Below are 22801 nucleotides of genomic sequence, written 5' to 3'. Positions count from 1 at the left end.
CTCGAGTTTCCATCCACAGGGAGCGTCCACAGGGCGCTCCCTGTCCCGTATCTCGAGAAATTTCCGGTCCCCACACCTGTGGACAAGGGTGTGCAGAACGTGGGATCTTTGTGGACGAACGGTGGACAAAGAATGAACAGTCTCGAGGAATCCACATTCGTCCTCGAGAACTCCTCGAGTTCATCCTCGAGTTCGACCCCCTCGAGAACGTCGCCCCACCAGCCTAGACGGTCGTTCGTCCACAGATTCCACAGGCCCTATTACTACTTCTGTGAGTTCTCTTCAGAAATCTTCTTTCAAAACAGGTGTGTGGAGAGCGTCGATCCACAGGCCCTCGAGTGAGGCTCACGCCTCGAGCCTCCCGGCTTTCCAAGCAGCGAGGGAAGGCATAACGTGGACCCGCATCCCCCGGCTCCGCCTCATCGGTGTCGGGGTTCTGTGACAGACTTCGTAGACTTGTCGAGACCACGATCGAAGGGATCCACCGGGCGATGGAGCTGGGAAGTATGAAGTTTCGTGTGCCTCGCGAGGACTTCGCTGATTCCGTTGCATGGGTTGCCCGAAGCCTTCCGTCGCGACCCCCCGTTCCCGTCCTGGGCGGTGTCCTGCTCGGAGCCGACGAACGCGGGCTGACGGTCTCGGGCTTCGACTACGAGGTATCCGCGCAGGTCCACGTCTCGGCCGAGGTCATCACCCCCGGTCAGGTGCTGGTGTCCGGCAAGCTGCTCGCCGACATCACCCGCGCGTTGCCCCACAAGCCTGTGGATGTCGTGCTCGACGGCACCCGTGTGCTCATCACGTGCGGTAGCGCCAAGTTCTCGCTCCCCACTATGCCTGTGGAGGACTACCCGCAGCTGCCCGCGCTCCCGCAGCAGACCGGTGCGCTCTCCGGCGATCTGTTCGCCGAGGCCATCAGCCAGGTCGCCGTCGCCGCCGGCAAGGACGACACGCTTCCCATGCTCACGGGCATCCGAGTGGAGATCGAGGGCACCGACATGGTGCTCGCGGCCACCGACCGTTTCCGTCTCGCAGTGCGCAAGCTCGAGTGGATGCCCACCGCGGAGTCCACCAGCTCGGCCGTGCTCGTGCCCGCAAAGACCCTCTCCGAGGCCGCGAAAACTGTTGGCGGGTCGTCCAACTCCCCGGTCCAGCTCGCGCTCGGCAGCGGGTCGTCGGTGGGCGCCGAGGGCCTGCTCGGCATCGTCGCCGAAGGTCGCCGCACCACCACGCGCCTGCTCGACGCCGAATTCCCCAAGTTCCGCCAGTTGCTCCCCAACGAGCACACCGCGATGGCGACCGTCGAGATCGCACCGTTGGTCGACGCGATCAAGCGTGTCGCGCTGGTCGCCGAGCGCGGTGCACAGGTCCGACTCGAGTTCACCGAGGGCAGCGTGATGCTGTCGGCCGGTGGCGACGACGCCGGCCGCGCCGAGGAATCGCATCCCGCGGAGTTCTTCGGTGAGCCGCTGATCATCGCGTTCAACCCCGGCTACCTGCTCGACGGTCTGACGTCGCTGCACACCGACAAGGTCTCGTTCGGGTTCACCACCTCGAGTCGTCCGGCCGTGCTGCGGCCGGCGCTCGACGAGGAGCCCGTGCCGGATTCCTCGGGTACGTTCGCCGCTCCGGACAGCGATTACACCTATCTGCTGATGCCGGTGCGCCTGCCGGGCTGACCGGCCCCGAGACTGGACCCCCGTGTACGTTCGCACCTTCTCGCTGCGCGACTTCCGTTCGTGGAGAACGGTTTCCGTCGACCTCGTTCCGGGGGCGACGGTCTTCGTCGGGCGCAACGGACACGGGAAGACCAACCTGCTCGAGGCCCTCGGATATCTGTCGACGCTGTCGTCGCACCGGGTGTCCTCCGACGGCCCGCTGCTGCGGGCCGGCACGTCGCGGGCGTTCGCCGGGGCGCTGGTCGTCAACAACGGTCGTGAGCTCGGTATCGACATCGAGATCAACGAGGGCAAGCAGAACCGGGCGCGGATCAATCAGTCGCCGGCCCGGCGTCCTCGAGAGATCCTCGGCATCCTCCGCACGGTGCTCTTCGCCCCGGAGGATCTGTCGCTCGTGCGCGGCGACCCGGGCGATCGCCGGCGGTTCCTCGACGAACTGCTCAGCACACGGTTTCCGCGGATGAGCGGGGTGCGGGCAGACTACGACAAGGTGCTGCGCCAACGATCCGCCCTGCTCAAGACCGCGGGGGGAGCACTGCGGCGCGGGAGTCGCTCGAGCGACGGGGCGAGCGCTCTGGCGACCCTCGACGTGTGGGACGGTCATCTCGCGGCCCACGGAGCCGAGCTGCTCGCCGCGCGCATCGCGTTGCTGCACGAACTGGCCCCGCACGTGTCCGAGGCGTACCGGTCGATCGCACCCGAGTCGCGTCCGGCGAGCCTGCGTTATCGCAGCAGCCTGGCCGACGCGCTGCCGCCGGAGTTCTCCGACCCGGCCCGCACGCCCGCGCCCGACGACCGGGAGTTTCTCGAGACCGTCTTCCTCCACCGCCTCGCGGAGGTGCGGTCGAAGGAGATCGAACGCGGCGTCTGCCTCGTCGGACCCCACCGCGACGATCTCGACCTGATGCTCGGTGCCGAACCCGCGAAAGGCTATGCGAGCCACGGCGAATCGTGGTCGTTCGCGCTCGCACTGCGGCTCGGGGCATTCGCCCTGCTCCGCACCGACGGCACCGATCCCGTTCTCATGCTCGACGACGTCTTCGCCGAACTCGACCGACGGCGCCGCTCCGCCCTCGCCGAGGTCGCCACGACGGCCGAACAGGTGCTGATCACGGCGGCCGTGTCGGAGGACGTGCCGGCCGAACTGAACGGCGCCCGATTCCCCGTGCATGCCGAGGACACCGAAGAAGGTCGTATCTCTGTGCTGGGATCGGTGCAACGGGAGACGGACCCGATCACCGGGGAGGTCGGATGAACGACGAACAAGCAGGTCCCGAACGCGGTGCCGGGCCGGAGCGCAGCGCGGACGAGCCGGAGCTGAAGGGCATCGATCTGGCCCGCCGCGCGCTCGAGGAGGCTCGAGCTGCCGCCAAGGCGAGCGGTAAGGCCGTCGGCCAGGGACGCGCGTCGCGCGGGCCGCTGCGCCCGAAACGCCGACGTCGTGGCTGGTCGGGGCCCGGGCCGGACGACCGCGATCCCCAGACCCTCGGTTCGCTCGCGCAGTCGCTGTCCAAACAGCGGGGCTGGTCGGCGCACGTGTCCGAGGGCACCGTCATGGGAAGCTGGGCGCGGGTCGTCGGCGACGACATCGCGAGCCATGCCCAGCCGACCACACTGCGCGACGGGATCCTGCACGTCTCGGCCGAGTCGACGGCCTGGGCGACCCAGCTGCGGATGATGCAGTCGCAGATCCTCGCCAAGATCGCCGCGGCCGTGGGGCACGGGGTGGTCAAGGAACTGCGGATCACCGGCCCGACGGCTCCGAGCTGGCGGAAGGGCGAACGCCACATCCGCGGCCGCGGACCGCGCGACACCTACGGGTGATCCCGGGCTCGCTCCCGGCCCGTACGAGGGGCGAAAATCGGAGCGCGTAGGAAATCACGTTGTCCGGGTCGCGAAGAGGCCGCTACGGGGACGTCAGCGGTGCGGAACGCCCACTTTCGTGTCCACCCCGGCGCAAGGCTCACGGGCACGTAGGATGGACAGGAATGCGTCGCGCGCGTGCGCGGGGCCGATCGGAGAAGGAGAGCTACCCACCCGTGGCTGCCCAGAAGTCGAACAACAACAAGAGTGAGTACGGTGCGTCGTCCATCACCGTCCTCGAGGGTCTCGAGGCGGTGCGCAAGCGCCCCGGTATGTACATCGGTTCCACCGGAGAGCGTGGCCTGCACCACCTGATCTGGGAGGTCGTCGACAACTCCGTCGACGAGGCCATGGCCGGTCACGCGTCGAAGGTGGAGGTCACCCTCCTCGCCGACGGCGGTGTCCAGGTCGTCGACGACGGTCGCGGTATCCCCGTCGGTATGCACGCCTCCGGTGTGCCCACCGTCGAGGTCGTCCTCACCCAGCTCCACGCGGGTGGCAAGTTCGACTCCGATGCCTACGCCGTCTCCGGCGGTCTGCACGGTGTCGGTATCTCCGTGGTGAACGCCCTGTCCACGACCCTCGAGGTCGAGATCGACAACGACGGCTACCACTGGGAGCAGACGTACACCGCCTCGAAGCCGGGCGAGCTCGTCCGCGGTGAGGCCACCAAGCAGACCGGTACCACCGTCCGCTTCTGGCCGGACCCGGAGATCTTCGAGACCACGACGTTCAACTTCGAGACCGTCGCGCGTCGCCTGCAGGAGATGGCGTTCCTCAACAAGGGACTGACCATCACCCTCACCGACGAGCGGGTCGCTCCCGAAGAGGTCACCGACGAGGACGTCCCGGAGACCGCCGAGGCGCCGAAGACCGCCGAGGACCAGGCCGTCGAGGCGACCGAGCCCGAGGTGCACAAGGTCAAGGTCCGCACCTACCACTACCCGGGTGGTCTCGAGGACTACGTGCGCCACATCAACCGCACGAAGTCGCCGATCCACAACTCCGTCGTCGGGTTCACCGCCAAGGGCACCGGCCACGAACTCGAGGTCGCGATGCAGTGGAACTCGGGTTACTCCGAGTCCGTCCACACCTTCGCCAACACCATCAACACCCACGAGGGCGGTACGCACGAGGAAGGCTTCCGTGCGGCGCTGACGACGGTCGTCAATCGGTACGCGAAGGACAAGAAGCTCCTGAAGGAGAAGGACCCGAATCTCACGGGTGACGACATCCGCGAGGGCCTTGCCGCGATCATCTCGGTCAAGGTCGGTGAGCCGCAGTTCGAGGGCCAGACGAAGACCAAGCTCGGCAACACCGAGGTGAAGTCTTTCGTGCAGAAGGCGTGCAACGAACACATCTCGCACTGGTTCGAGGCCAATCCGGCCGACGCGAAGACGATCGTCACCAAGGCCGTGTCGTCGGCGCACGCGCGTGTCGCCGCTCGTAAGGCGCGCGAGCTCGTCCGCCGCAAGAGCGCGACCGACATCGGTGGTCTGCCCGGCAAGCTCGCCGACTGCCGGTCGAAGGATCCGAGCAAGTGCGAGATCTACATCGTGGAGGGCGACTCCGCAGGTGGCTCCGCCAAGTCGGGTCGCGACTCGATGTACCAGGCGATCCTTCCGTTGCGCGGCAAGATCATCAACGTCGAGAAGGCCCGCATCGACAAGGTCCTCAAGAACGCCGAGGTCCAGTCGATCATCACGGCGTTCGGTACCGGCATCCACGAGGAATTCGACATCTCGAAGCTGCGGTACCACAAGATCGTCCTGATGGCCGACGCCGACGTCGACGGTCAGCACATCGCGACGCTGCTGCTCACGCTGCTCTTCCGCTTCATGCGGCCGCTGGTCGAGGAAGGCCACGTCTTCCTGGCGCAGCCGCCGCTGTACAAGCTCAAGTGGCAGCGCAGCGAGCCGGAGTTCGCATACTCCGACCGTGAGCGCGACGCCCTGCTCGAGGCGGGTCTGAAGGCCGGCAAGAGGATCAACAAGGACGACGGCATCCAGCGCTACAAGGGCCTCGGTGAAATGAACGCCAAGGAGCTGTGGGAGACCACCATGGATCCGAGCGTCCGCATCCTGCGTCAGGTGACCCTCGATGACGCCGCTGCCGCCGACGAGCTGTTCAGCGTCCTGATGGGTGAGGACGTCGCGGCACGACGCAGCTTCATCACCCGTAACGCGAAGGATGTCCGCTTCCTCGACGTCTGATCGCCATCGGCTCCGCTCGATGCGGAGACCGAATCTGCATCCGAACCCCCGCTGTGCCGTAAATCACAGCGGGGGTTCGCATGTCGTGCACCGGGAATATGGAAGGGCGGTTAGCCTTCTTCGTTACTCGTGAGTACACTCCAGTCGGCCATCTGTACGTGTGGCTGCCGAAGAGGGGGCCGGGCAGCGCGGGGGTGCGGGAAGGACTCACTCTTCCGTATCCGCTGTATGTCCCGATATGGTGCCCTCACCCGAAACGTCTCGTTCGACTGCACTCGATCGAAAACGCGCTCATAAGGAGTGCAGTGCCGACTGGTGCTCGTCGCCCGGCGCGGACGGGGTGGAAGGAGAGCTGTAATCCATGAGTGACAAGTCGCCGCCCCAGCAGCGGTGGTGGAACATCGAGGGGTGGGGTCTTCGCAGGAAGGTCACCGCCGTTCTCGCTGTCCCCGTGACCGTGGCAATGGTCCTCGGTGGTCTTCGTGTCGAGAACGAGCTCAGCAACGCCGTCCACTTCTCGTCCGCGGCCGATCAGGTCGCGGCCGTGCCGGACATCGTCGAGTTCTCGACGGCGTTCGCCACCGCCACCGCGAGTGCCGCCGCCGGGACGGTGACTCCCGAGGAGATGGCGGCGCTCGGCGACTCCTTCGGCACCATCGCCTCCGTCACGGAGAATCCCGAACTCGATCCGGCGGTCACCGCCGACCTGAGCCGTACTGCTGCCTCCGCGCAGTCGCTCTACACGAAACTGCAGGCCGGGCCCGTTCCGGTCGAAGAAATCAGCGCCGTCACCAACGAGGTTCGTGACAGCCTGAACCGCATCGTCGAAGCGATCCTCGACGAGGTCGACGACCGCGAGATCCGCATCTACGGCGACCAGCTGATCAACGCCTGGTACTCGCAGCGCTATCTGTTCGGTCAGGTGCTCGGTGTGCTCCAGCTGCTCGCCGACCCGACCCAGCCGGGCACCGCGCTGGTGTCCGCCTCCGGCGCCGAGCTCGCGATGCTCGACCTGCTCGCCCGCTCCTACCCGATGGCCGATCAGCAGATCGCCGAACTGCGGGCCGGCGTCCAGGAACGTGCCGACATGGTCGACGCGGCCGGTTCCGGTCCGCTCCCGATCCTCAACATCCGCGCGTCGCTGCTCAACAGTGTCGACATCTACGGCACCATCATCGACGAAGCGTCGTCGCAGGTCAGCACCACGATTCAGGACCGCGCCGCGGAAACCCGCTCGGCCGCTCTCCGCGACACCGCGATCGTGCTCGCAGCCCTGCTCGCGGCCCTCGTGCTCGCACTGCTCGTGTCCCGCTCACTGGTCGGCCCGATCCGCCGCCTGCGTTACGGCACGCTGAAGGTCGCGCGGCAGGAGCTGCCCGAGGCCATCGACCGCATCAAGGTCGGCGACAACATCGAGGACATCGAGTTCACCCGGGTCCCGGTGCACACCACCGAGGAGATCGGTCAGCTCGCCCGCGCCGTCGACGACATGCACGGGCAGGCACTGCGCCTCGCCGGCGAGCAGGCGCACCTCCGCCTGCAGATCAGCGACATGTTCGAGACACTCGCACGTCGCTCCAAGTCGCTCGTCGAGCAGCAGCTCGGCCTCATCGAACGACTCGAGTACGAGGAGAAGGATCCGGCCCGACTCGAGAGCCTGTTCCGCCTCGACCACCTCGCCGCGCGTATGCGCCGGAACGGCGACAACCTGCTGATTCTCTCCGGTACCCGCATGCGCCGCGGTCACTCCGCGCCCGTGCAGCTCGGCGACATCCTGCGCGCCGCGATGTCGGAGGTCGAGGACTACCAGCGCGTGCAGATCGGTTCGACTCCCGACGGTGCCCTCAGCGGCGCGGTCGCGACCGACATCGTGCATCTGCTCGCCGAGCTGGTCGACAACTCGCTGCGCGCGTCGCCGCCCGACAGCAACGTCACCTTCAGCTTCGCGCGTGCCGTCGACGGCGGCCTGCTCGTCGAGATCGCCGACCGCGGTATCGGTATCCCGGCCGACGAACTCGAGTCCATCAACCAGCGTCTCGCCAAGGGCGGCGAGGTCGGTCCCGACACCGCACGCCACATGGGTCTGTTCGTGGTCTCGCGACTGGCCGAGCGGCACGGTCTCACCGTGCGCCTGCGCCCGACCTTCGACACCGCGCGCAACCCGGGTATCACCGCGAGCGTCCACATCCCGGACGTCCTGCTGGTCTCCCCGTTGGCGTTGTCGCACACCGGTCCTCAGCCGCGCATCGAGATCGAGGCGGAGGAGTACTCGGCACCGCAGGCGCTCTCGGCGCCCGTCGCCCAGCAGGGTCTGCCCGCGGCCGACGACCGGCACGAGTACGCGTCGTCGCAGCCGGTCGATTCCGCCGACGATGTCCGTGCGGACGAGTCCGACGATGCCTACGACAACGGCTACGCGAACAACGTCTACGCCGCCGATGTCGACGAGAGTGCTTCCGCTGCACGGGATGCGGAGCCGTCCTACGAAGACGAGCGACGCGACGAGCCGCAGCGCGAAGCGGGACGGAACGCGTTCTCCCCGTCCGCGTCGTCGTTCCAGGCACCGTCGCCGCGCGACAAGCAGGCACCGTCGCCGCGCGACAAGCAGGCACCGCCGGCATCCCGCGAGTTCGGCCCGTCGGGTCTTCCGCAGCGTCGCCCGGGTGGAACTCCGGGCCTGCCCACGCGTCAGCCGGGCGAGACGCCGGGTCTCCCGACTCCACCCCGGTCGCCGCAGCCGCGCCGGATCGAGCCGGACGCCGCAGCAGCCTTCGCGTCGTCGCTGCCTCCGCGCGGTCCTCGTCGCGGGCCGGACGAGACCAACGGTCACCCGTTCGACGGCCGCAACGGTGACGGCCGCAACGGTGTCGGGCCACGACCCGACGCCGATCGTTCTCGCCGGGAAGGGCTTTCGGGTCTTCCGCAGCGTCGTCCCGGTGCCACACCGGGTCTGTCGCCGACGGACTCCCAGCAGTCGCAGTCGCAGTCCTTGCCGGTCCGTGAGCCCCAGCAGGGTTCGGCGCATCGTGCACCCGCCCCGCAGCAGCAACCCGCGTCCCCCGGTCTTCCGCAGCGTCGGCCGGGCGCGACTCCCGGCCTGCCGGGACGGGCTTCCGGATCGTCCCCGTCCGTTCCGCAGAACCGGCCGCAGCAGCAGCCGTCGGCGGGACCGCTCGCAGGTGGCGACGCCGCGGGTCGCGCGGACGCACCGAACCGTCCCGACCTGCCCCAGCGCGCCCCCGCGCCGGACGCACAGCGCGCCCCCGCGCAGGATGCACAGCGCACACCCGAGCAGGATGCGGACCGTCGGCAGCAGGAACCCTCGACGGGTCTCCCGCAGCGTCGTCCGGGCAGCACGCCCGGTCTGCCGCGTCGTCAGCCGGGCAGCACGCCGGGGCTTCCGCAGCGACCCGTTGCGTCGACCAACGGTTCCGAACCCGATTCGGCCGCAGCGGTCTCCGGCCCGAGCATCGCCGACGGTGGCTCGGTCTCGCCGCACAGCGACGCGCAGCAGGCGGCCCGCCATCGCTACCGGACCAACTCGGCGAAGACGGCAGCGTTCTTCCAGCCGCGGTCCGACCTCGCGTCGGCCCGTCCGCAGCCGGCGAACACCCCGATCTTCACCACGATGATGTCGGACTGGCTCGTCGACCCGACGAGCCTTCCGGAGGACCGCAGGAAGCGGGAGTGGCGCTCCGCGGCGGACGCGGGTTGGGAAGCCGCACAGCGTGCTACCGAGTCCCCCGTGGAGGAGCACACCACCGCGGGTCTTCCGCGGCGCGCTCCCGGCGAGCGTCTGGTGCCGGGTGCTGTTCGGGCACCGGCAACGGGTGAGCTGCCGAGGACCATTCGACGTCGAGACCCGGAAGCCATCCGGGCCAACTTGAGCCGCCATCAGCAGGGTGTCCGCAACGGACGCGCCTCGGCGAATTCCAGCAATCGCGAGAACGACGAACAGGGAGTTCGATGAATATTGATCATGGATCCGACGCAGCTCGTCCATTGGACTGGTTGGTTTCCAACTTCGCGCGCGAAGTCCCGGGTGTCTCGCATGCCGTGCTCGTGTCCGCCGACGGTCTGCTCATGGCCGCCAGCGCCCACCTCCCGGTGGATCGTGCCGAGCAGCTCGCTGCGGTGACCTCGGGCCTGGCCAGCCTGTCCAACGGTGTGTCGCAGCTGTTCGACGGTGGGGGTGTGCTGCAGTCCGTCGTGGAGATGCAGCACGGTTACTTGCTGCTGATGAGCGTCGGCGACGGCTCGCACCTGGCGGCTCTGACCGCCTCCGAGTGCGACATCGGACAGGTCGGTTACGAGATGGCGCTCCTGGTCGATCGAGTGGGTGCTTCGGTCGAAGCCACCCCGCGGGTCGGTCTAGGGTCCTGACGTCGAGGTGGCCATGGAATCGCGGAAGCCGGAGTCGGTGCCGGACCAGCCCAGTCTGGTCCGGCCCTACTCCCTGACTTCGGGACGTACGAGTCCTGCGGTCGAACTGGCGTTGGAGGCGCTCATCCAGGCCATTCCGGGAACCGACGATCGGTCCCGGGATCTGGACAACATCAACGCCACGATCCTGGAGCTGTGCAAGGAATCACCCTCCGTCGCGGAGATCGCCGCGCGCGTAGGGGTGCCGATCGGCGTGGCACGCGTGCTCGTCGCCGATCTCGTCGAAGCCGGACACGTACAGATCCTGGCCACGCTGAAAGACGATTCGAGCGACGCGGAGCGTCGTGAGCTGATTGAAAGGGTCCTCAGTGGACTTCGCGAACTCTAACGCCACGAAGCGCGTGACCTCGACCAAGATCGTGATCGCCGGAGGCTTCGGCGTCGGTAAGACGACTCTGGTCGGGGCGGTGTCGGAAATCGTGCCGCTTCGTACCGAGGCGCTCGTGACGAACGCCAGCGACGGCGTCGACAACCTCTCTGCGACACCGCAGAAGGCCACCACCACGGTCGCCATGGACTTCGGTCGTATCAGTCTGGCCGACGACCTCGTCCTCTACCTGTTCGGCACGCCCGGACAGCACCGCTTCTGGTTCATGTGGGACGACCTGATCCGCGGCGCCATCGGGGCGATCGTGCTGATCGATACGCGTCGCCTGGATGAGAGCTTCGCCGCCGTCGACTTCTTCGAGGCGCGCAATCTCCCGTTCATCGTCGCCATCAACGAATTCGACGATGCTCCCCGGTACCCGCTCGAGGACATCCGTCAGGCGATGGCGATCTCGGCGGATGTGCCGATCGTGTCGATCGATGCGCGAGCACGTGAGTCGGCGAAGCAGGCTCTGGTCACCGTCACCGAATACGCTCTGCGGAAGCTGCACCAGCCGGTGACCCAGTAATGGGGGAGGGCCTCGAACTCTTCACGATGGGCTCGTGGGTCACGGTCCTTGCCTATCTGACCTCGGCGATCGGGGTGTTCGTCGGGGTCACCGGTGCTCGACGGGTCCGCACCACCTCCAGCGACCGATTGCGTTCGTACTGGATGATTCTCGCTGCCCTGGTGAGCGGTGGCGTCGGTGTCTGGCTCGCCATGTTCCTTCCGATGGCGGGCTTCAACGTCGAGGACAGCGTGGTGCGGTTCGACACCGTCACCATCGTGTTCTCGATGCTCGTCGCGCTGGTGTCGGTGTACGTGGCGCTGCTCGTCGCGATCCCGAACAACGCTCCCGCCACCCTCGCCCGGACGGTCACGGGTGCTCTCGTGCTGGGCGCCGGCCTCGCGGGCGTGCCGTTCTCGGTCCTCGCAGCGGTGCGGATCCAGGGATCGCTGACCTTCGATCCGCTCTGGGTCGCCGCAGCGGTGGGGCTGGCGATCGCGACGGCTGTGGGCTTCCTGGCCCAGGTGAAGACCGCGGACACTTGGCCCAAGCGCCTGCTGAGCAGCGCGTTGGCCGGCGCCGCCGTGATCGCGGTGCACTTCCTCGCCGCCGCGTCGGTCCGTGTGGAGATCGACCCCGCCGTGGTGGTCTCCGGTGGGATCGAGGTCTTCTCCATTCTCTTCCCGCTCTTCGTCGTCGGCCTGTTGCTGCTGGCCGTTCCGATCGTCCTGGTGCTCCAGGCCCCAGATCGTCTTGCAGCGGAACTGGAAGAGGAATCCGAGCGGTGGGCGGCGGACGGCCCGGCAGAACCCGTCGACGGTCGGATCTTCTGAATATCGTCCGAACATGTTGTAAGTCAACATATCTGGTTGAAATCCCGGAAGTGGAGTAGCCTTCTGCGCAGCGTCGGGGGTCGCTGTCGGTCTACTCGGCACGACACGGACCGATGCGCCGTGCGTGCCGCTTCCTGGGGGGCAACATGTCGCACGAGGTTCACCATTTTTCCATGGGCGGTTGGCTTTTCGCACTCGCCTACATCACGTCCGCAGTCGGGTGCTATGCCGGTCTGTCCTGCGCGCGCAAGGCTGCGAACGCATGGACGTCGGTCGCCCGGACCCGATGGACACTCATGGCAGCCCTGTCCATCGGGGGCGTCGGAATCTGGTTGATGCACTTCATCGGGATGATGGGCTTCGACGTACCCGGTTCCGCGATCCGTTACGACCTCGGACTGACGCTGCTGTCGGTCGCGCTCGCCGTGACGGCCACACTGTTCGGATTGCGGATCCTCGACACCGACGTGCAGTGGATCCGCGGGTTGCCGTCGGATGTCCGGCTCCTCGTCGGCGGCGTGATCATGGGCTTCGCGGTCGCCGGCATGCACTACAGCGGCATGGCCGCGGTGCGGATCCAGGGCGAACTCGAGCAGGGACGGTCGTACGTCGCGGCGTCCGTGGCGATCGGTGTCGTCGCGTCGATCGTCGCGTTGTGGCTGTCGCGGGTCGCGGAACGGCCGGCCGTGCGGATCCCGGCCGCCGCCGTCATGGGATGCGCCGTGGTGGCACTGTACTACACGGGCATGGCCGGGATTGCGGTGACCGTCGATCCGTCCACTCCGAATCCGGAGGGGATGACCATCATGACCCTGCTGTTCCCCGGATTCATCATCGGTGTCGCGCTACTCGCGGTGCCGGTCGTAGCTCTGATGGCATCGGCGAGCACACAGGACCTCGAGCAGGAGCGGGAGGTGGCGACCTGGCTCGGTGGGACGGCCCCGAGACGGTCTCCCGTCCTCACGGACGACATGTGAAACGGTGATGTGATGTGAACGCCCACAGTGCGATAAGGTCGCTTACGCTGCTGGAAAGTCGGGGTGCAGCCCGCATCGGGTAGGTCGTGGCGCGTGCCCTCCGAGCGCGGTGGTGACAGCGCGCCGCTGTGAGGACCTCACGTGTCGCACGACGTACACCATTTCTCCATGGGGATGTGGGTATTCTTCCTCTCCTACGCCACCGCTGTGATGGGCTCCTTCGTCGGATTGTCCTGTGTCCGGCGGTCGCTCGAAGAGCCGCGGCGCAGCGGTAACTGGTGGCTCCTCATGGCGTCGTTGTCCATCGGCGGCGTGGGCATCTGGCTCATGCACTTCATCGGCATGATGGGCTTCTCCGTGCCGGGTACGACCATCCGATACGAACTGGCACCGACGGTCTTCTCTGTCGTGCTCGCCGTCGTCGCGACCCTCGTGGGTCTGCGGATCGCCGACGTGCACGACGTCAGCAAGCACCGCATTCCCGAATCGGTGCGGTTGCTCATCGGCGGTCTGCTCATGGGCGCCGCCGTCAGCATGATGCACTACAGCGGCATGTACGCCATCCGCATCCGGGGCGCGATCGAACACGAGGCGGAGTACGTGATCGCCTCGGTGATCATCGGTGTCGTCGCCTCCACGGCCGCACTCGCACTGGCCCGCCGCACGCGTCGTCTCGAGATCCGCGTCGTCGCGGCCTTCGTCATGGGATGCGCGGTCGTGGCGCTGCACTACACCGGCATGGCCGGCGTGCGGGTCACCCTCGATCCGAGCATGCCCGCGCCCGAAGGCATGACCGTGATGTCGCTGCTGTTCCCTGCGTTCGTCCTCGGCATCATCGTCCTGGCCGTGCCGATCACCGCGCTGCTGCTCGCCTCCGACCCGGAGGACGCCGTGCGCGACGCCCGGCTCGAGCAGTGGGCGTCGGAGGTGGAACGGCAGGTGGACCGCGACCCGGTCACCGGATCCCACATGTGAGAACTCGGTTCCGGACAGATCTCGGGCTGTGAAGTGCCTGTCCTTCTCGGCATCGGCTGACCTGCACCTATAGACTCGTGTGGTTGCGAGACGTCCGTCGGGCCGAAGGCCGGAGCCGGGCGTGCGAGCCGAGTAGAAGAAGGAGCTCATGACCGACACCACGTTGCCTCCGGAGGGGCCGGGGCACGACCGCATCGAGCCCGTCGACATCCAGCAGGAGATGCAGAGCAGCTACATCGATTACGCGATGAGCGTGATCGTGGGCCGTGCTCTGCCCGACGTGCGTGACGGTCTCAAACCGGTGCACCGTCGCGTGCTCTACGCGATGTTCGACAACGGCTTCCGCCCCGACCGCGGGTACGTGAAGTCGGCGCGCGCGGTCGCCGAGACCATGGGCAACTACCACCCGCACGGCGACGCGTCGATCTACGACACGCTCGTGCGTCTGGCGCAGCCGTGGTCGATGCGCTATCCGCTCGTCGACGGCCAGGGCAACTTCGGTTCCCGCGGCAACGACGGCGCCGCCGCCATGCGGTACACCGAGTGCCGGCTCACGCCGCTCGCGATGGAGATGCTGCGGGAGATCGACCACGAGACGGTCGATTTCCAGCCGAACTACGACGGCCGCACGCAGGAACCGACGGTTCTCCCCAGCCGTATCCCCAACCTGTTGATCAACGGTTCGGGCGGTATCGCGGTCGGTATGGCCACCAATATCCCGCCGCACAACCTCGGCGAGGTGGCAGAGGCCATCTACTGGGCGCTCGACAACTTCGAGGCCGACGAGGAGACCACCCTCGCCGCCGTGATGGAGCGGATCAAGGGACCGGACTTCCCGACCGCCGGCCTGATCACCGGCTCGCAGGGCATCCACGATGCCTACACGACCGGTCGCGGATCGGTGAAGATGCGCGGCGTCGTGGAGATCGAAGAGGACTCCAAGGGCCGCACCAGCATCGTCATCACCGAGCTGCCCTACATGGTCAACCCGGACAACCTCATCACGTCGATCGCCGAGCAGGTCCGCGACGGCAAGATCGCGGGCATCTCCGACATCCACGACGAGTCGTCCGACCGCGTGGGCATGCGCATCGTCGTCACCGTCCGCCGCGACGCGGTGGCCAAGGTGGTTCTCAACAACCTCTACAAGCACACGCAGCTGCAGACGAGCTTCGGCTGCAACATGCTGTCGATCGTCGACGGGGTGCCGCGCACGCTGCGCCTCGACCAGATGATCCGGTTGTACGTCAACCACCAGATCGAGGTCATCGTCCGGCGTACGCGATACCTGCTGCGCAAGGCCGAGGAACGCGCCCACATCCTGCGCGGCCTGGTCAAGGCCCTCGACGCGCTCGACGAGGTCATCGCGCTCATCCGCGCGTCGCAGACCGTCGACATCGCGCGCGCCGGCCTGATCGAGCTGCTCACGGTCGACGAGATCCAGGCCGACGCCATCCTGGCGATGCAGCTGCGTCGCCTGGCTGCCCTCGAGCGTCAGAAGATCGTCGACGACCTCGCCGAGATCGAGCGCGAGATCGAGGACTACAAGGACATCCTGGCCCGTCCGGAGCGGCAGCGCGCCATCGTCCGCGACGAGCTGAAGGAGATCGTCGACAAGTACGGCGACGAGCGTCGCACGCGGCTCGTCGCGGCCGACGGCGATGTCAACGACGAGGACCTCATCGCACGCGAGGACGTCGTCGTCACCATCACCGAGACCGGCTACGCCAAGCGCACGCGCACCGACCTGTACCGCTCGCAGAAGCGCGGCGGCAAGGGCGTCAAGGGTGCCGAGCTCAAGCAGGACGACATCGTCAAGCACTTCTTCGTGACGTCCACACACGACTGGCTGCTGTTCTTCACGACCAAGGGCCGCGTCTACCGCGCGAAGGCGTACGAGCTGCCCGAGGCGAACCGCACGGCACGTGGTCAGCACGTCGCGAACCTGCTGGCCTTCCAACCCGACGAGCGCATCCAGGGCGTCATCCGCCTCAAGACCTACGAGGATGCTCCCTACCTGGTGCTCGCGACCCGCAACGGCCTGGTCAAGAAGTCGCGCCTGTCGGACTTCGACTCCAACCGTTCGGGTGGCATCGTCGCGATCAACCTGCGCGGCGACGACGAGCTCGTCGGCGCGGTGCTGTGCTCCGCCGAGGACGATCTGCTGCTCGTTTCGCAGCAGGGCCAGTCGATCCGTTTCTCGGCCACCGACGAGGCGCTGCGTCCGATGGGTCGCGCGACCTCCGGTGTGCAGGGCATGCGGTTCAACGGTGAGGACAAGCTGCTCTCGCTCAACGTCGTCAAGGAGGGCACCTACCTGCTGGTCGCGACCTCGGGTGGTTACGCCAAGCGCACCCCGATGGAGGACTACCCGGTCCAAGGTCGCGGCGGTAAGGGTGTTCTGACCATCCAGTACGACCGCAAGCGTGGCAACCTGGTCGGGGCACGCATCGTCGAGGACGACGACGAGTTGTACGCCATCACCTCGAGCGGCGGTGTCATCCGCACTGCGGCGAAGCAGGTGCGCAAGGCAGGCCGTCAGACCAAGGGCGTGCGGCTCATGAACCTGGCCGAGGGCGATACATTGCTCGCGATCGCGCGCAACGCCGACGAGCCGGACGAAGCCGACGCAGCCGGAGCTAAGGAGTCGTAAGTGAGCACTCCCCAGGGACCGAACGGGGCCGATCGCGGGCAACCCGGTCGGAAGCCGGAGGACCGTACAGAGAACGAGGTGAAGCCCGAGAACAAGGGCACGCAGCAGGGCCCGGCCTCGGAGCAGAAACCGGCGCCGGAGAACCGGCCGTCGCAGTCGTCACCGGCCCAGCCTTCGCAGGCTCCTGGGGCACCGGCGCAGGGTTCGTCCGCTCCCGCAGTGGGAGCAGCGGACCCGGCACCCGTGCAGGGTTCGGCCGACCAGCAGCCGGCAGCAGGCCGGAAGGCCGCCGAGCCGACGGCGAAGGCGGCGCAGGACACGCCTGCTCAGGGCGGCTCCCAGAAGTCCGGTGGTGCCTCCGCGGACGGTAAGAACGGGTCGGCTGCGGCCGATCAGCCGGCCACAGGTCAGCAGCGCACCGCCCAGATGCCCCGCTCCGGCAGCCCGACCCCTCCCTGGCAGCGAGGAGCGGCGTCGGCGCAGTCGGGCTCTCCGCAGAACGCTCCGCAGACGAACGTTCCGGGTGTGGGTCCGGGTCTGTCCAAGCAGGGAGGTGGAGCGCCTCAGCGCCCCGCTGCGGCCTCGGCCAAGGGCTCTGCGGCCGGAGGCTCGGCGCCGTCGACGCGTCCCGTCGTGACCGGCACAGCGGCTCCCAAGGCCGCCGGAGGAGCTCGCCCGGCCGGGGGCGGAGACGCCGCGCGCGGGGCGGGCGACCGGGCTGCTGCGGCGAAGGCGAAGTCCGCGGTCATCGACGGCCCGACACGGCACATCGAACGCAAGGATCTCGCCAAGGACCTGCCGGATCTGTCCGCGGTGAAGCATCCGTCGACCGGTTCGCCGAGCACGGGGGAGACCCCGCAGGTGAGCGCTTCCACCACCACCGCGGTGCCCACGGCGATCCCCGCCGCCGGACCGCTGCGGGCCACCGTGCAGATCCGCCGTATCGACCCCTGGTCGATGCTGAAGATCTCGTCGGTGATCTCGGTGTCGTTGTTCTTCGTGTGGATGATCGCGGTCGGCCTGCTCTACGGCGTGCTGGCCGGCATGGGGGTATGGGAACGCCTCAACAGTGCGTTCACCGACATCGTCTCCGACGCCGGTAGCGGTGCGCTCGTCTCGGCCGGCCAGGTGTTCGGCTACGCGACGATCATCGGCATCGCCAACACGGTGTTGCTGACGGCTCTCGCGACCCTCGGTGCGTTCATCTACAACCTCTGCACCGATCTCGTGGGCGGCGTTCAGGCCACCCTCGCCGACCCGGATTGACCTGCAGGAACGCTGCCCCGCCGAGGCGATTTGTTTCCGGCGGCCCCGGTGGGGTAGTGTTCCATCTCGGTTCGAGGGCCTATAGCTCAGGCGGTTAGAGCGCTTCGCTGATAACGAAGAGGTCGGAGGTTCAAGTCCTCCTAGGCCCACTCCCGTGCCGAAAGGGTGATCGGAATGAGGGTTCTCGCACTCGTGGGAACCGGGATTCTGATCGTTCTCGGAATCGCTCGCATGCTTCGGAGCGAAGACGAATGGCACGCGGTTCCCAGCCGCTGACGCGGCGGACGGGGCCTTAGCTCAGTTGGTAGAGCGCTGCCTTTGCAAGGCAGATGTCAGGAGTTCGAATCTCCTAGGCTCCACAATCACATGAATGCAGGTAAAGGGCGCTTCCGATCTTTCGGAAGCGCCCTTTCTCTGTTGCTGCCCCGGCCCGTCTGCCCACATTCCACACTCGAAGGGTGACGCCCCGCCTCTCTCCGCGACTCGCCGAGATCGTCGCCGCGCTGCCGCTGGAGCCGCACCTACGTGTGCTGGAGATCGGGTGCGGTCCCGGCGCCGCAGCACGGGCCGTCGCCGAACGGCTGACCACCGGACACATCCTCGCCGTCGACCGTTCCCGCACGGCGATCGACCAACTGATCTCCTCGTCCGGTGACCTCATCGCGTCGGGGCGGCTGAGTGCGCGCCGCGCCGCCATCGAGGACTTCGTCGTAGGGGAGGGGGAGGAGCCGTTCGACCTCGTCTTCGCGATCAGGGTCGGCGCACTCGACGGTCGGCACCCCGAAGCCGGCAGGGTCGCTCTGGAGCGGATCGTGGCGGCGACACGGCCGGATGCGCGCCTGTTCGTCGACGGTGGTGACCCGCTCCGGGAGCTTGTCATCCCGAGGTGATCGTGAACGGTCCCGAATCGACGGTCCGTTTCACGTGAAACATCAGGAGAGCGCGGTGGTGAGAACCCTGCGGATCGAGGAACGCACCTCGTCGAGTTTGCGGCCGGATTCGATCAGTTCCGTGCCCTTGTGCACGAGGGCGGTGACGAGTTCGGCGTCGAGTTCGGGATCCGCGACTCCTCGGGCGCGCAGTGCCTCGACGAGGGGGAGGACCAGATCCTGGTGCATCGCGTGCATGCTCTCGTCGCTGAACGCCTGGGGTGTGAAGGTGGCGAGAGCACCGACGATCGCGTGTTCTCCCTCCGCGACCAGCTGCAGGTTGACGTCGATGTACGTCAGCACCTGCTCGGTGGGATCGGAGACCTTGTCCATCGCCTCGACCACGCGCTCGTTCCAGCGGGGGAACAGGTCGACGACGACTGCGCGCAGCAGGTCGTCGCGAGAATCGAAGTAGTTGTAGACGCTCGACCGTGCCAGACCGGCACGGCGGGCGACGTCGCCGAGGGAAGGTGCCTGTTCCGGCTTCTCGGCGAGGAGTTCGAGTGCTGCGTCGAGGAGGGCACGGCGCTGCGCGGCGCGATGCTCCGCGACCGTCGCTGCGGAAATCTTCGGCACCGCCGGCCCTCCTCGTTCAGCTGTCGATCACTCAGTCGTGTGGTCGAAGTCTTCCGTCGACCATCTCCAGCACGCGGTCGCAGTGCCGCAGGATTTCGTGGTCGTGGGTGACCATGATCGTAGCCACTGCACTGGTGTGGGTTTCCCGTGCCAGCAGTTCGACGACCTCGTGGCTGCGTGTGCGATCGAGCGCCGCGGTGGGTTCGTCGACGAGCAACAGCGACGGTTCGGCCATCAGAGCACGTGCGATGCCGACTCGCTGACGCTCACCGCCCGAGAGCTGCCCCGGACGACGATCGGCGCGGTGCTCCATGCCCACCGAGGCGAGCAGTTCGGTGGGGTTCCGCCCCTGCCGTCCGGTGATCTTCTCGACGAGGAGCAGCTGATCGCGCGCCGTGAGGGCGGGGAGAAGATTGCCGGACTGGAACACGAAACCGATGCGTTCGCGCCGCAGCTTCGTGGTGGCATTCCGGTCAAGCTCGGTCAGGTCGATCCCGTCGACCTTCACGGTGCCGGAGGTGGGTCGGCTCAGGCCGCCCGCGACCGCCAGCAGGCTCGACTTGCCGGCGCCGGACGGGCCGACGATCGCGACGAGTTCGCCCGGGGCGACATCCAGGTCGACGTGGTCGAGGGCGTGGACCGTGCTGTCACCGTCGCCGAAGGACAGGCAGACGTCGGCCAGGTCCAGGCCCGTGGTGGTGGTGACGGTCATCGGTTCTCTCCCAGTGCTGCAAGCGGGTCGACGCGGACGATGCGGGTCACGGCGAGGGCGGCGCCCACGAGGCCGAGGACGACGAGCAGGACGGCGCCCTGCGCGATCGGCCCGGTCTCGAGGACGAACGGCATGCCGCTGCCTTCGAGGCCCGATCCGAGACCGAGGCCGATGAGCACGCCGACGGCCACGGAGCCGACGAGCACGATCACGGCCTGTAGGAGCGAGTCGCGCAGGAGGAAGCCGGTGGAGGCACCCATCGCGCGGAGCACGGCGATCTCCCGGCTGCGCTGCACCGTCCAGATCGTGAAGAACGCTCCGACGACGAGGGCGGAGATCGCGTAGAGGAACGCGATGATCATCGACATCGTCATCATCTCGGCGCTGTAGCCGGGGGAGGCGTCGAACGACTCCTCGAGGGTCTTCGCGGCCGTACCGGCCTCGGCGTCGCCGGCGGCGAGGTCGGGCAACGTTCCGCCGACGCCCTCGATCGCGACCACGCTGGCTTCGGTGTACGCGCTCGGGGGCACCTGCTCACCGAGGCGGACGCCGGCGTGGATCTCCTGCCAGGTGTTCAGGGGCAGGTAGGCGACGTCGACGTGTCCGAAGGTGCGCTTGTCGGAGGTGAATCCGACGACGTCCAGCCGGGTACCGAGACGGTCGACGACGATGGTGTCGCCGAGTTCGACGCCGGTGTCGCGGGCGCTGTCGCTGAGGACGACGTCCGTGTCACCGCCGATCGGTGTTCCCTCGGCGACCGAGGGTTCGAGGAACGAGCCCGGCCGGATGCCGAAGAGGGTGAGGTCGACGGGGACCCCACTGTGGGTCTTGGCGTTGACGATGGTGTTGCCGAACAGTTCGGCCCGGGCGACGTCCGGGCGAGCACGCCAGGCGTCGGCCTGGTCCTCCGTGACCACGGATCGGGAGAACGCGGAGTCGGTCTTGGTCCCCTCGGCGAAGGCGAACGCCTGGACAGGTGTGCGCTGCAGAGCGGAGACACCGTCCACAACGAGGCCGGACGACAGGCCGGACAGGATGACCATGAGGATCGAGATGAGCGCGACGACGGCGCCCATCAACAGGAAGCGGGTACGCGCGAACCACAGTTCACGCAGGGCAAGAAACATGCGGAGTCCTTCGTGGGCTGGACCGGACAGGTACCCCCGATCTTCTCGACGGCACGTCGATATCTTACCGACATGCTGTCGGCATCTTTACGTGACGATTACTACATCGGGTAGTAATCGCAGGTGGTAGAAGTATTCTGATCCCATGGCCGTCGACGTGGAGACCGTGAGGCGCATGCGCGCGGTCTTCGTGTGCGGAATCTCGGCCACTCTGAGCGTCGCGGCGCACGCTGTCGCGGGTGGTGCCGTGCCGCACCAGGACGTGCTGGTGTTCCTCGCCGGTCTCGCCGTCGCCTCCGGGATGCTCGCCGCGGAGACCCGTCTGCCGGTGCCGCTGCTCCTCGTCCTCGGTCAGGTGGCAGGGCACCTCGTGCTCGCATTGCACGACGGTCACCTGCACACCCCGACACCGGAGATGCTCGTCGCGCACGCCGCTGCGGTCGCCGTGGCTGCCCTGCTCGTGCACGGCGCCGAGAAGGGTTGCGAGGTGGCGCTCGCGGCCCTGTGCCGGATACTCCCCGAACTGTTCCGCGCGCTGCCCGTGGCCGCTGCGGAATCCACCCGCATCACCCACCGGCCCCGCGTGGGTCCGGGGATCCGGCACGTCGGCGGGGTGGGAAGTCGTGGGCCGCCCGCAGTTCTCCGATAGGTCCCTCACCCGGTCGTCCCCCGACGACCGTTCGTTCGGCGTGCCCGCATGCCGCCACCGATCCACGGAGAATCATGAAGAAGACCCTGCTCTGCACCGTGAGCGTCGCGGTCACCGCACTGTTCGCGACCGCCTGCGGTTCCGATGCCGCCACGACCTCGGCGGACGCCGTCGTCGTCGCCGACGCCTGGGTGAAGGCCTCCGATACCGGGATGACCGGAGCTTTCGCCGAGATCGAGAACACCGGCAGCGACGACGTGCACATCGTGGGGGCGTCCAGCCCCTCGTCCGCCTCCACCGAACTGCACGAGATGGTGTCCGCGGAGGGCGCCTCGATGGTCATGCAGGAGATGGGCGACGGGCTCGTCGTCCCCGCCGGGACCACCCACGCCCTCGTTCCCGGCGGTGATCACCTCATGCTCATGAATCTCGTCGAACCCCTGGGACCCGGCAGCACGGTGAGCTTCACGCTCGAGTTCGCGGACGGTTCCACCGAAGAGTTCACCGCCCAGGTCCGCGACTTCGCCGGTGCCCAGGAGGAGTACGTGCCGGCGGAGAGCGAGGCGCACGATGGCTAGGTTCACTCGTCGCGCGCTGCTCGGGGGCGGTGTTGCCGCGCTGGGTGCAGCAGGACTCGGCGCGGTCGGAGGTGGGACGGCGGTCGCGTCCCGCATCCCCGAACCGATCGGCGCGCGGACCGTGGAGATCCACGGCACCCATCAGGCCGGTATCGACACCCTCGTGCAGTCGTTCGCGTCGTTCGTGGCACTGGACCTCGCCGAGGGTGTCGATCGTGACGGGCTCGTCGGGATCATGCGGGTGTGGGCCGAGGACGCCAGGCGGCTCACCACCGGGACACCGGCGCTGGGCGACACCGAACCCGAACTCGCCGTCGACCCGGCCCGGCTGACGGTCACCGTCGGCTACGGTCCCGCGGTCTTCGACGCCGCGGGTCTGACCGACCGGCGACCCGCGTGGCTGAAGCCGCTGCCGGCCTTCCCGATCGACCGGCTCGAGGAACGATGGTCCGGCGG

At 67.7% G+C, this 22801-nt stretch carries 20 protein-coding genes and 2 tRNA genes; 19 read left to right on the top strand and 3 right to left on the bottom strand.

The window, feature by feature from the left end; translation table 11 throughout:
- Positions 1–491 precede the first annotated feature (491 nt).
- The 16 genes from dnaN to ACLBYD_RS01215 all read left to right on the top strand — a co-directional run bounded on the left by dnaN (position 492) and on the right by ACLBYD_RS01215 (position 18664).
- Positions 492–1676 carry a DNA polymerase III subunit beta gene (gene dnaN, locus ACLBYD_RS01290; protein WP_024102543.1) on the top strand — a complete coding sequence of 395 codons (1185 nt, stop codon included), beginning with the start codon at positions 492–494 and terminating at the stop codon, positions 1674–1676.
- Between the two features lie 22 nt (positions 1677–1698).
- The gene (gene recF / locus ACLBYD_RS01285) at positions 1699–2931 is read left to right on the top strand and encodes a DNA replication/repair protein RecF (protein ID WP_447815106.1); all 1233 of its coding nucleotides are present in this window, start codon (positions 1699–1701) and stop codon (positions 2929–2931) included.
- A complete protein-coding gene (locus tag ACLBYD_RS01280) occupies positions 2928–3500 on the top strand; it encodes a DUF721 family protein (RefSeq protein WP_447815105.1) in 573 nt (190 codons plus the stop codon). The genes recF and ACLBYD_RS01280 overlap by 4 nt, the downstream gene beginning before the upstream one ends.
- 215 nt (positions 3501–3715) lie before the next feature.
- Positions 3716–5752: a DNA topoisomerase (ATP-hydrolyzing) subunit B gene (gene gyrB, locus ACLBYD_RS01275; RefSeq protein ID WP_447815104.1), complete on the top strand. Its 2037-nt coding sequence runs from the start codon at positions 3716–3718 to the stop codon at positions 5750–5752.
- Between the two features lie 361 nt (positions 5753–6113).
- Positions 6114–9722, top strand: a complete 3609-nt coding sequence (locus tag ACLBYD_RS01270; RefSeq protein WP_447815103.1) for an ATP-binding protein — start codon at positions 6114–6116, stop codon at positions 9720–9722.
- Entirely contained in the window at positions 9719–10135 is a 417-nt protein-coding gene (locus tag ACLBYD_RS01265) for a roadblock/LC7 domain-containing protein (RefSeq protein WP_006550917.1), read from the top strand. Before ACLBYD_RS01270 ends, ACLBYD_RS01265 begins: the two co-directional genes overlap by 4 nt.
- 13 nt (positions 10136–10148) lie before the next feature.
- On the top strand, positions 10149–10523 hold the full coding sequence (locus ACLBYD_RS01260; RefSeq protein WP_006550918.1) for a DUF742 domain-containing protein: 375 nt from the start codon (positions 10149–10151) through the stop codon (positions 10521–10523).
- 13 nt (positions 10524–10536) lie between these two features.
- The gene (locus ACLBYD_RS01255; RefSeq protein ID WP_016691076.1) at positions 10537–11091 is read left to right on the top strand and encodes a GTP-binding protein; all 555 of its coding nucleotides are present in this window, start codon (positions 10537–10539) and stop codon (positions 11089–11091) included.
- Positions 11091–11903: an MHYT domain-containing protein gene (locus ACLBYD_RS01250; RefSeq protein WP_258259975.1), complete on the top strand. Its 813-nt coding sequence runs from the start codon at positions 11091–11093 to the stop codon at positions 11901–11903. Before ACLBYD_RS01255 ends, ACLBYD_RS01250 begins: the two co-directional genes overlap by 1 nt.
- Before the next feature lie 173 nt (positions 11904–12076).
- On the top strand, positions 12077–12880 hold the full coding sequence (locus ACLBYD_RS01245; RefSeq protein ID WP_447815101.1) for an MHYT domain-containing protein: 804 nt from the start codon (positions 12077–12079) through the stop codon (positions 12878–12880).
- Positions 12881–13021: 141 nt separating this feature from the next.
- A complete protein-coding gene (locus ACLBYD_RS01240; protein WP_447815100.1) occupies positions 13022–13855 on the top strand; it encodes an MHYT domain-containing protein in 834 nt (277 codons plus the stop codon).
- Positions 13856–14003: 148 nt separating this feature from the next.
- Positions 14004–16508, top strand: coding sequence for a DNA gyrase subunit A (gene gyrA, locus ACLBYD_RS01235; RefSeq protein WP_258259972.1), 2505 nt, complete (start codon positions 14004–14006; stop codon positions 16506–16508).
- Positions 16509–17774 carry a DUF3566 domain-containing protein gene (locus ACLBYD_RS01230; protein ID WP_447815098.1) on the top strand — a complete coding sequence of 422 codons (1266 nt, stop codon included), beginning with the start codon at positions 16509–16511 and terminating at the stop codon, positions 17772–17774.
- Between the two features lie 75 nt (positions 17775–17849).
- Positions 17850–17923: transfer RNA gene (locus ACLBYD_RS01225), tRNA-Ile, on the top strand.
- Positions 17924–18060: 137 nt separating this feature from the next.
- Positions 18061–18133: transfer RNA gene (locus ACLBYD_RS01220), tRNA-Ala, on the top strand.
- A gap of 99 nt (positions 18134–18232) precedes the next feature.
- The gene (locus ACLBYD_RS01215; RefSeq protein WP_447815097.1) at positions 18233–18664 is read left to right on the top strand and encodes a class I SAM-dependent methyltransferase; all 432 of its coding nucleotides are present in this window, start codon (positions 18233–18235) and stop codon (positions 18662–18664) included.
- A 42-nt stretch (positions 18665–18706) separates the two neighbouring features.
- Here the strand turns inward: ACLBYD_RS01215 and ACLBYD_RS01210 are convergent, their stop codons facing one another.
- The 3 genes from ACLBYD_RS01210 to ACLBYD_RS01200 are packed head-to-tail and all read right to left on the bottom strand — an operon-like array spanning position 18707 to position 21118.
- A complete protein-coding gene (locus tag ACLBYD_RS01210; RefSeq protein ID WP_447815096.1) occupies positions 18707–19279 on the bottom strand; it encodes a TetR/AcrR family transcriptional regulator in 573 nt (190 codons plus the stop codon).
- A 31-nt stretch (positions 19280–19310) separates the two neighbouring features.
- Positions 19311–19991 (bottom strand): ABC transporter ATP-binding protein, encoded by a 681-nt coding sequence (locus ACLBYD_RS01205; protein ID WP_447815095.1) that lies wholly within the window; start codon positions 19989–19991, stop codon positions 19311–19313.
- Complete coding sequence (locus tag ACLBYD_RS01200) at positions 19988–21118, bottom strand: FtsX-like permease family protein (RefSeq protein WP_447815094.1); 1131 nt, start codon at positions 21116–21118, stop codon at positions 19988–19990. The genes ACLBYD_RS01205 and ACLBYD_RS01200 overlap by 4 nt, the downstream gene beginning before the upstream one ends.
- 145 nt (positions 21119–21263) lie before the next feature.
- Between ACLBYD_RS01200 and ACLBYD_RS01195 the strand changes: the two genes are divergently transcribed.
- The 3 genes from ACLBYD_RS01195 to ACLBYD_RS01185 form a co-directional block, all read left to right on the top strand.
- Positions 21264–21767, top strand: a complete 504-nt coding sequence (locus ACLBYD_RS01195; protein ID WP_447815093.1) for a hypothetical protein — start codon at positions 21264–21266, stop codon at positions 21765–21767.
- Positions 21768–21841: 74 nt separating this feature from the next.
- Entirely contained in the window at positions 21842–22345 is a 504-nt protein-coding gene (locus tag ACLBYD_RS01190; protein WP_447815092.1) for a copper chaperone PCu(A)C, read from the top strand.
- Positions 22338–22801: Dyp-type peroxidase (locus ACLBYD_RS01185; RefSeq protein WP_447815091.1), on the top strand; the 464-nt coding region annotated here is incomplete at its 3' end. The genes ACLBYD_RS01190 and ACLBYD_RS01185, both read left to right, overlap by 8 nt.

Source organism: Rhodococcus sp. C26F (assembly GCF_053345925.1).
This window is presented reverse-complemented; position numbering and strand designations above follow the sequence as displayed.

What these genes read in the sequence shown, in the direction of transcription:
- ACLBYD_RS01200 (WP_447815094.1), bottom strand. Translation starts at nt 21,118, where the DNA reads ATGTTTCTTGCCCTGCGTGAACTGTGGTTCGCGCGTACCCGCTTCCTG.
- ACLBYD_RS01195 (WP_447815093.1), top strand. Translation starts at nt 21,264, where the DNA reads ATGGCCGTCGACGTGGAGACCGTGAGGCGCATGCGCGCGGTCTTCGTG.
- ACLBYD_RS01245 (WP_447815101.1), top strand. Translation starts at nt 12,077, where the DNA reads ATGGGCGGTTGGCTTTTCGCACTCGCCTACATCACGTCCGCAGTCGGG.
- gyrA (WP_258259972.1), top strand. Translation starts at nt 14,004, where the DNA reads ATGACCGACACCACGTTGCCTCCGGAGGGGCCGGGGCACGACCGCATC.
- ACLBYD_RS01260 (WP_006550918.1), top strand. Translation starts at nt 10,149, where the DNA reads ATGGAATCGCGGAAGCCGGAGTCGGTGCCGGACCAGCCCAGTCTGGTC.
- ACLBYD_RS01250 (WP_258259975.1), top strand. Translation starts at nt 11,091, where the DNA reads ATGGGGGAGGGCCTCGAACTCTTCACGATGGGCTCGTGGGTCACGGTC.
- ACLBYD_RS01265 (WP_006550917.1), top strand. Translation starts at nt 9,719, where the DNA reads ATGAATATTGATCATGGATCCGACGCAGCTCGTCCATTGGACTGGTTG.
- ACLBYD_RS01190 (WP_447815092.1), top strand. Translation starts at nt 21,842, where the DNA reads ATGAAGAAGACCCTGCTCTGCACCGTGAGCGTCGCGGTCACCGCACTG.
- ACLBYD_RS01205 (WP_447815095.1), bottom strand. Translation starts at nt 19,991, where the DNA reads ATGACCGTCACCACCACCACGGGCCTGGACCTGGCCGACGTCTGCCTG.
- ACLBYD_RS01270 (WP_447815103.1), top strand. Translation starts at nt 6,114, where the DNA reads ATGAGTGACAAGTCGCCGCCCCAGCAGCGGTGGTGGAACATCGAGGGG.
- dnaN (WP_024102543.1), top strand. Translation starts at nt 492, where the DNA reads ATGGAGCTGGGAAGTATGAAGTTTCGTGTGCCTCGCGAGGACTTCGCT.
- ACLBYD_RS01280 (WP_447815105.1), top strand. Translation starts at nt 2,928, where the DNA reads ATGAACGACGAACAAGCAGGTCCCGAACGCGGTGCCGGGCCGGAGCGC.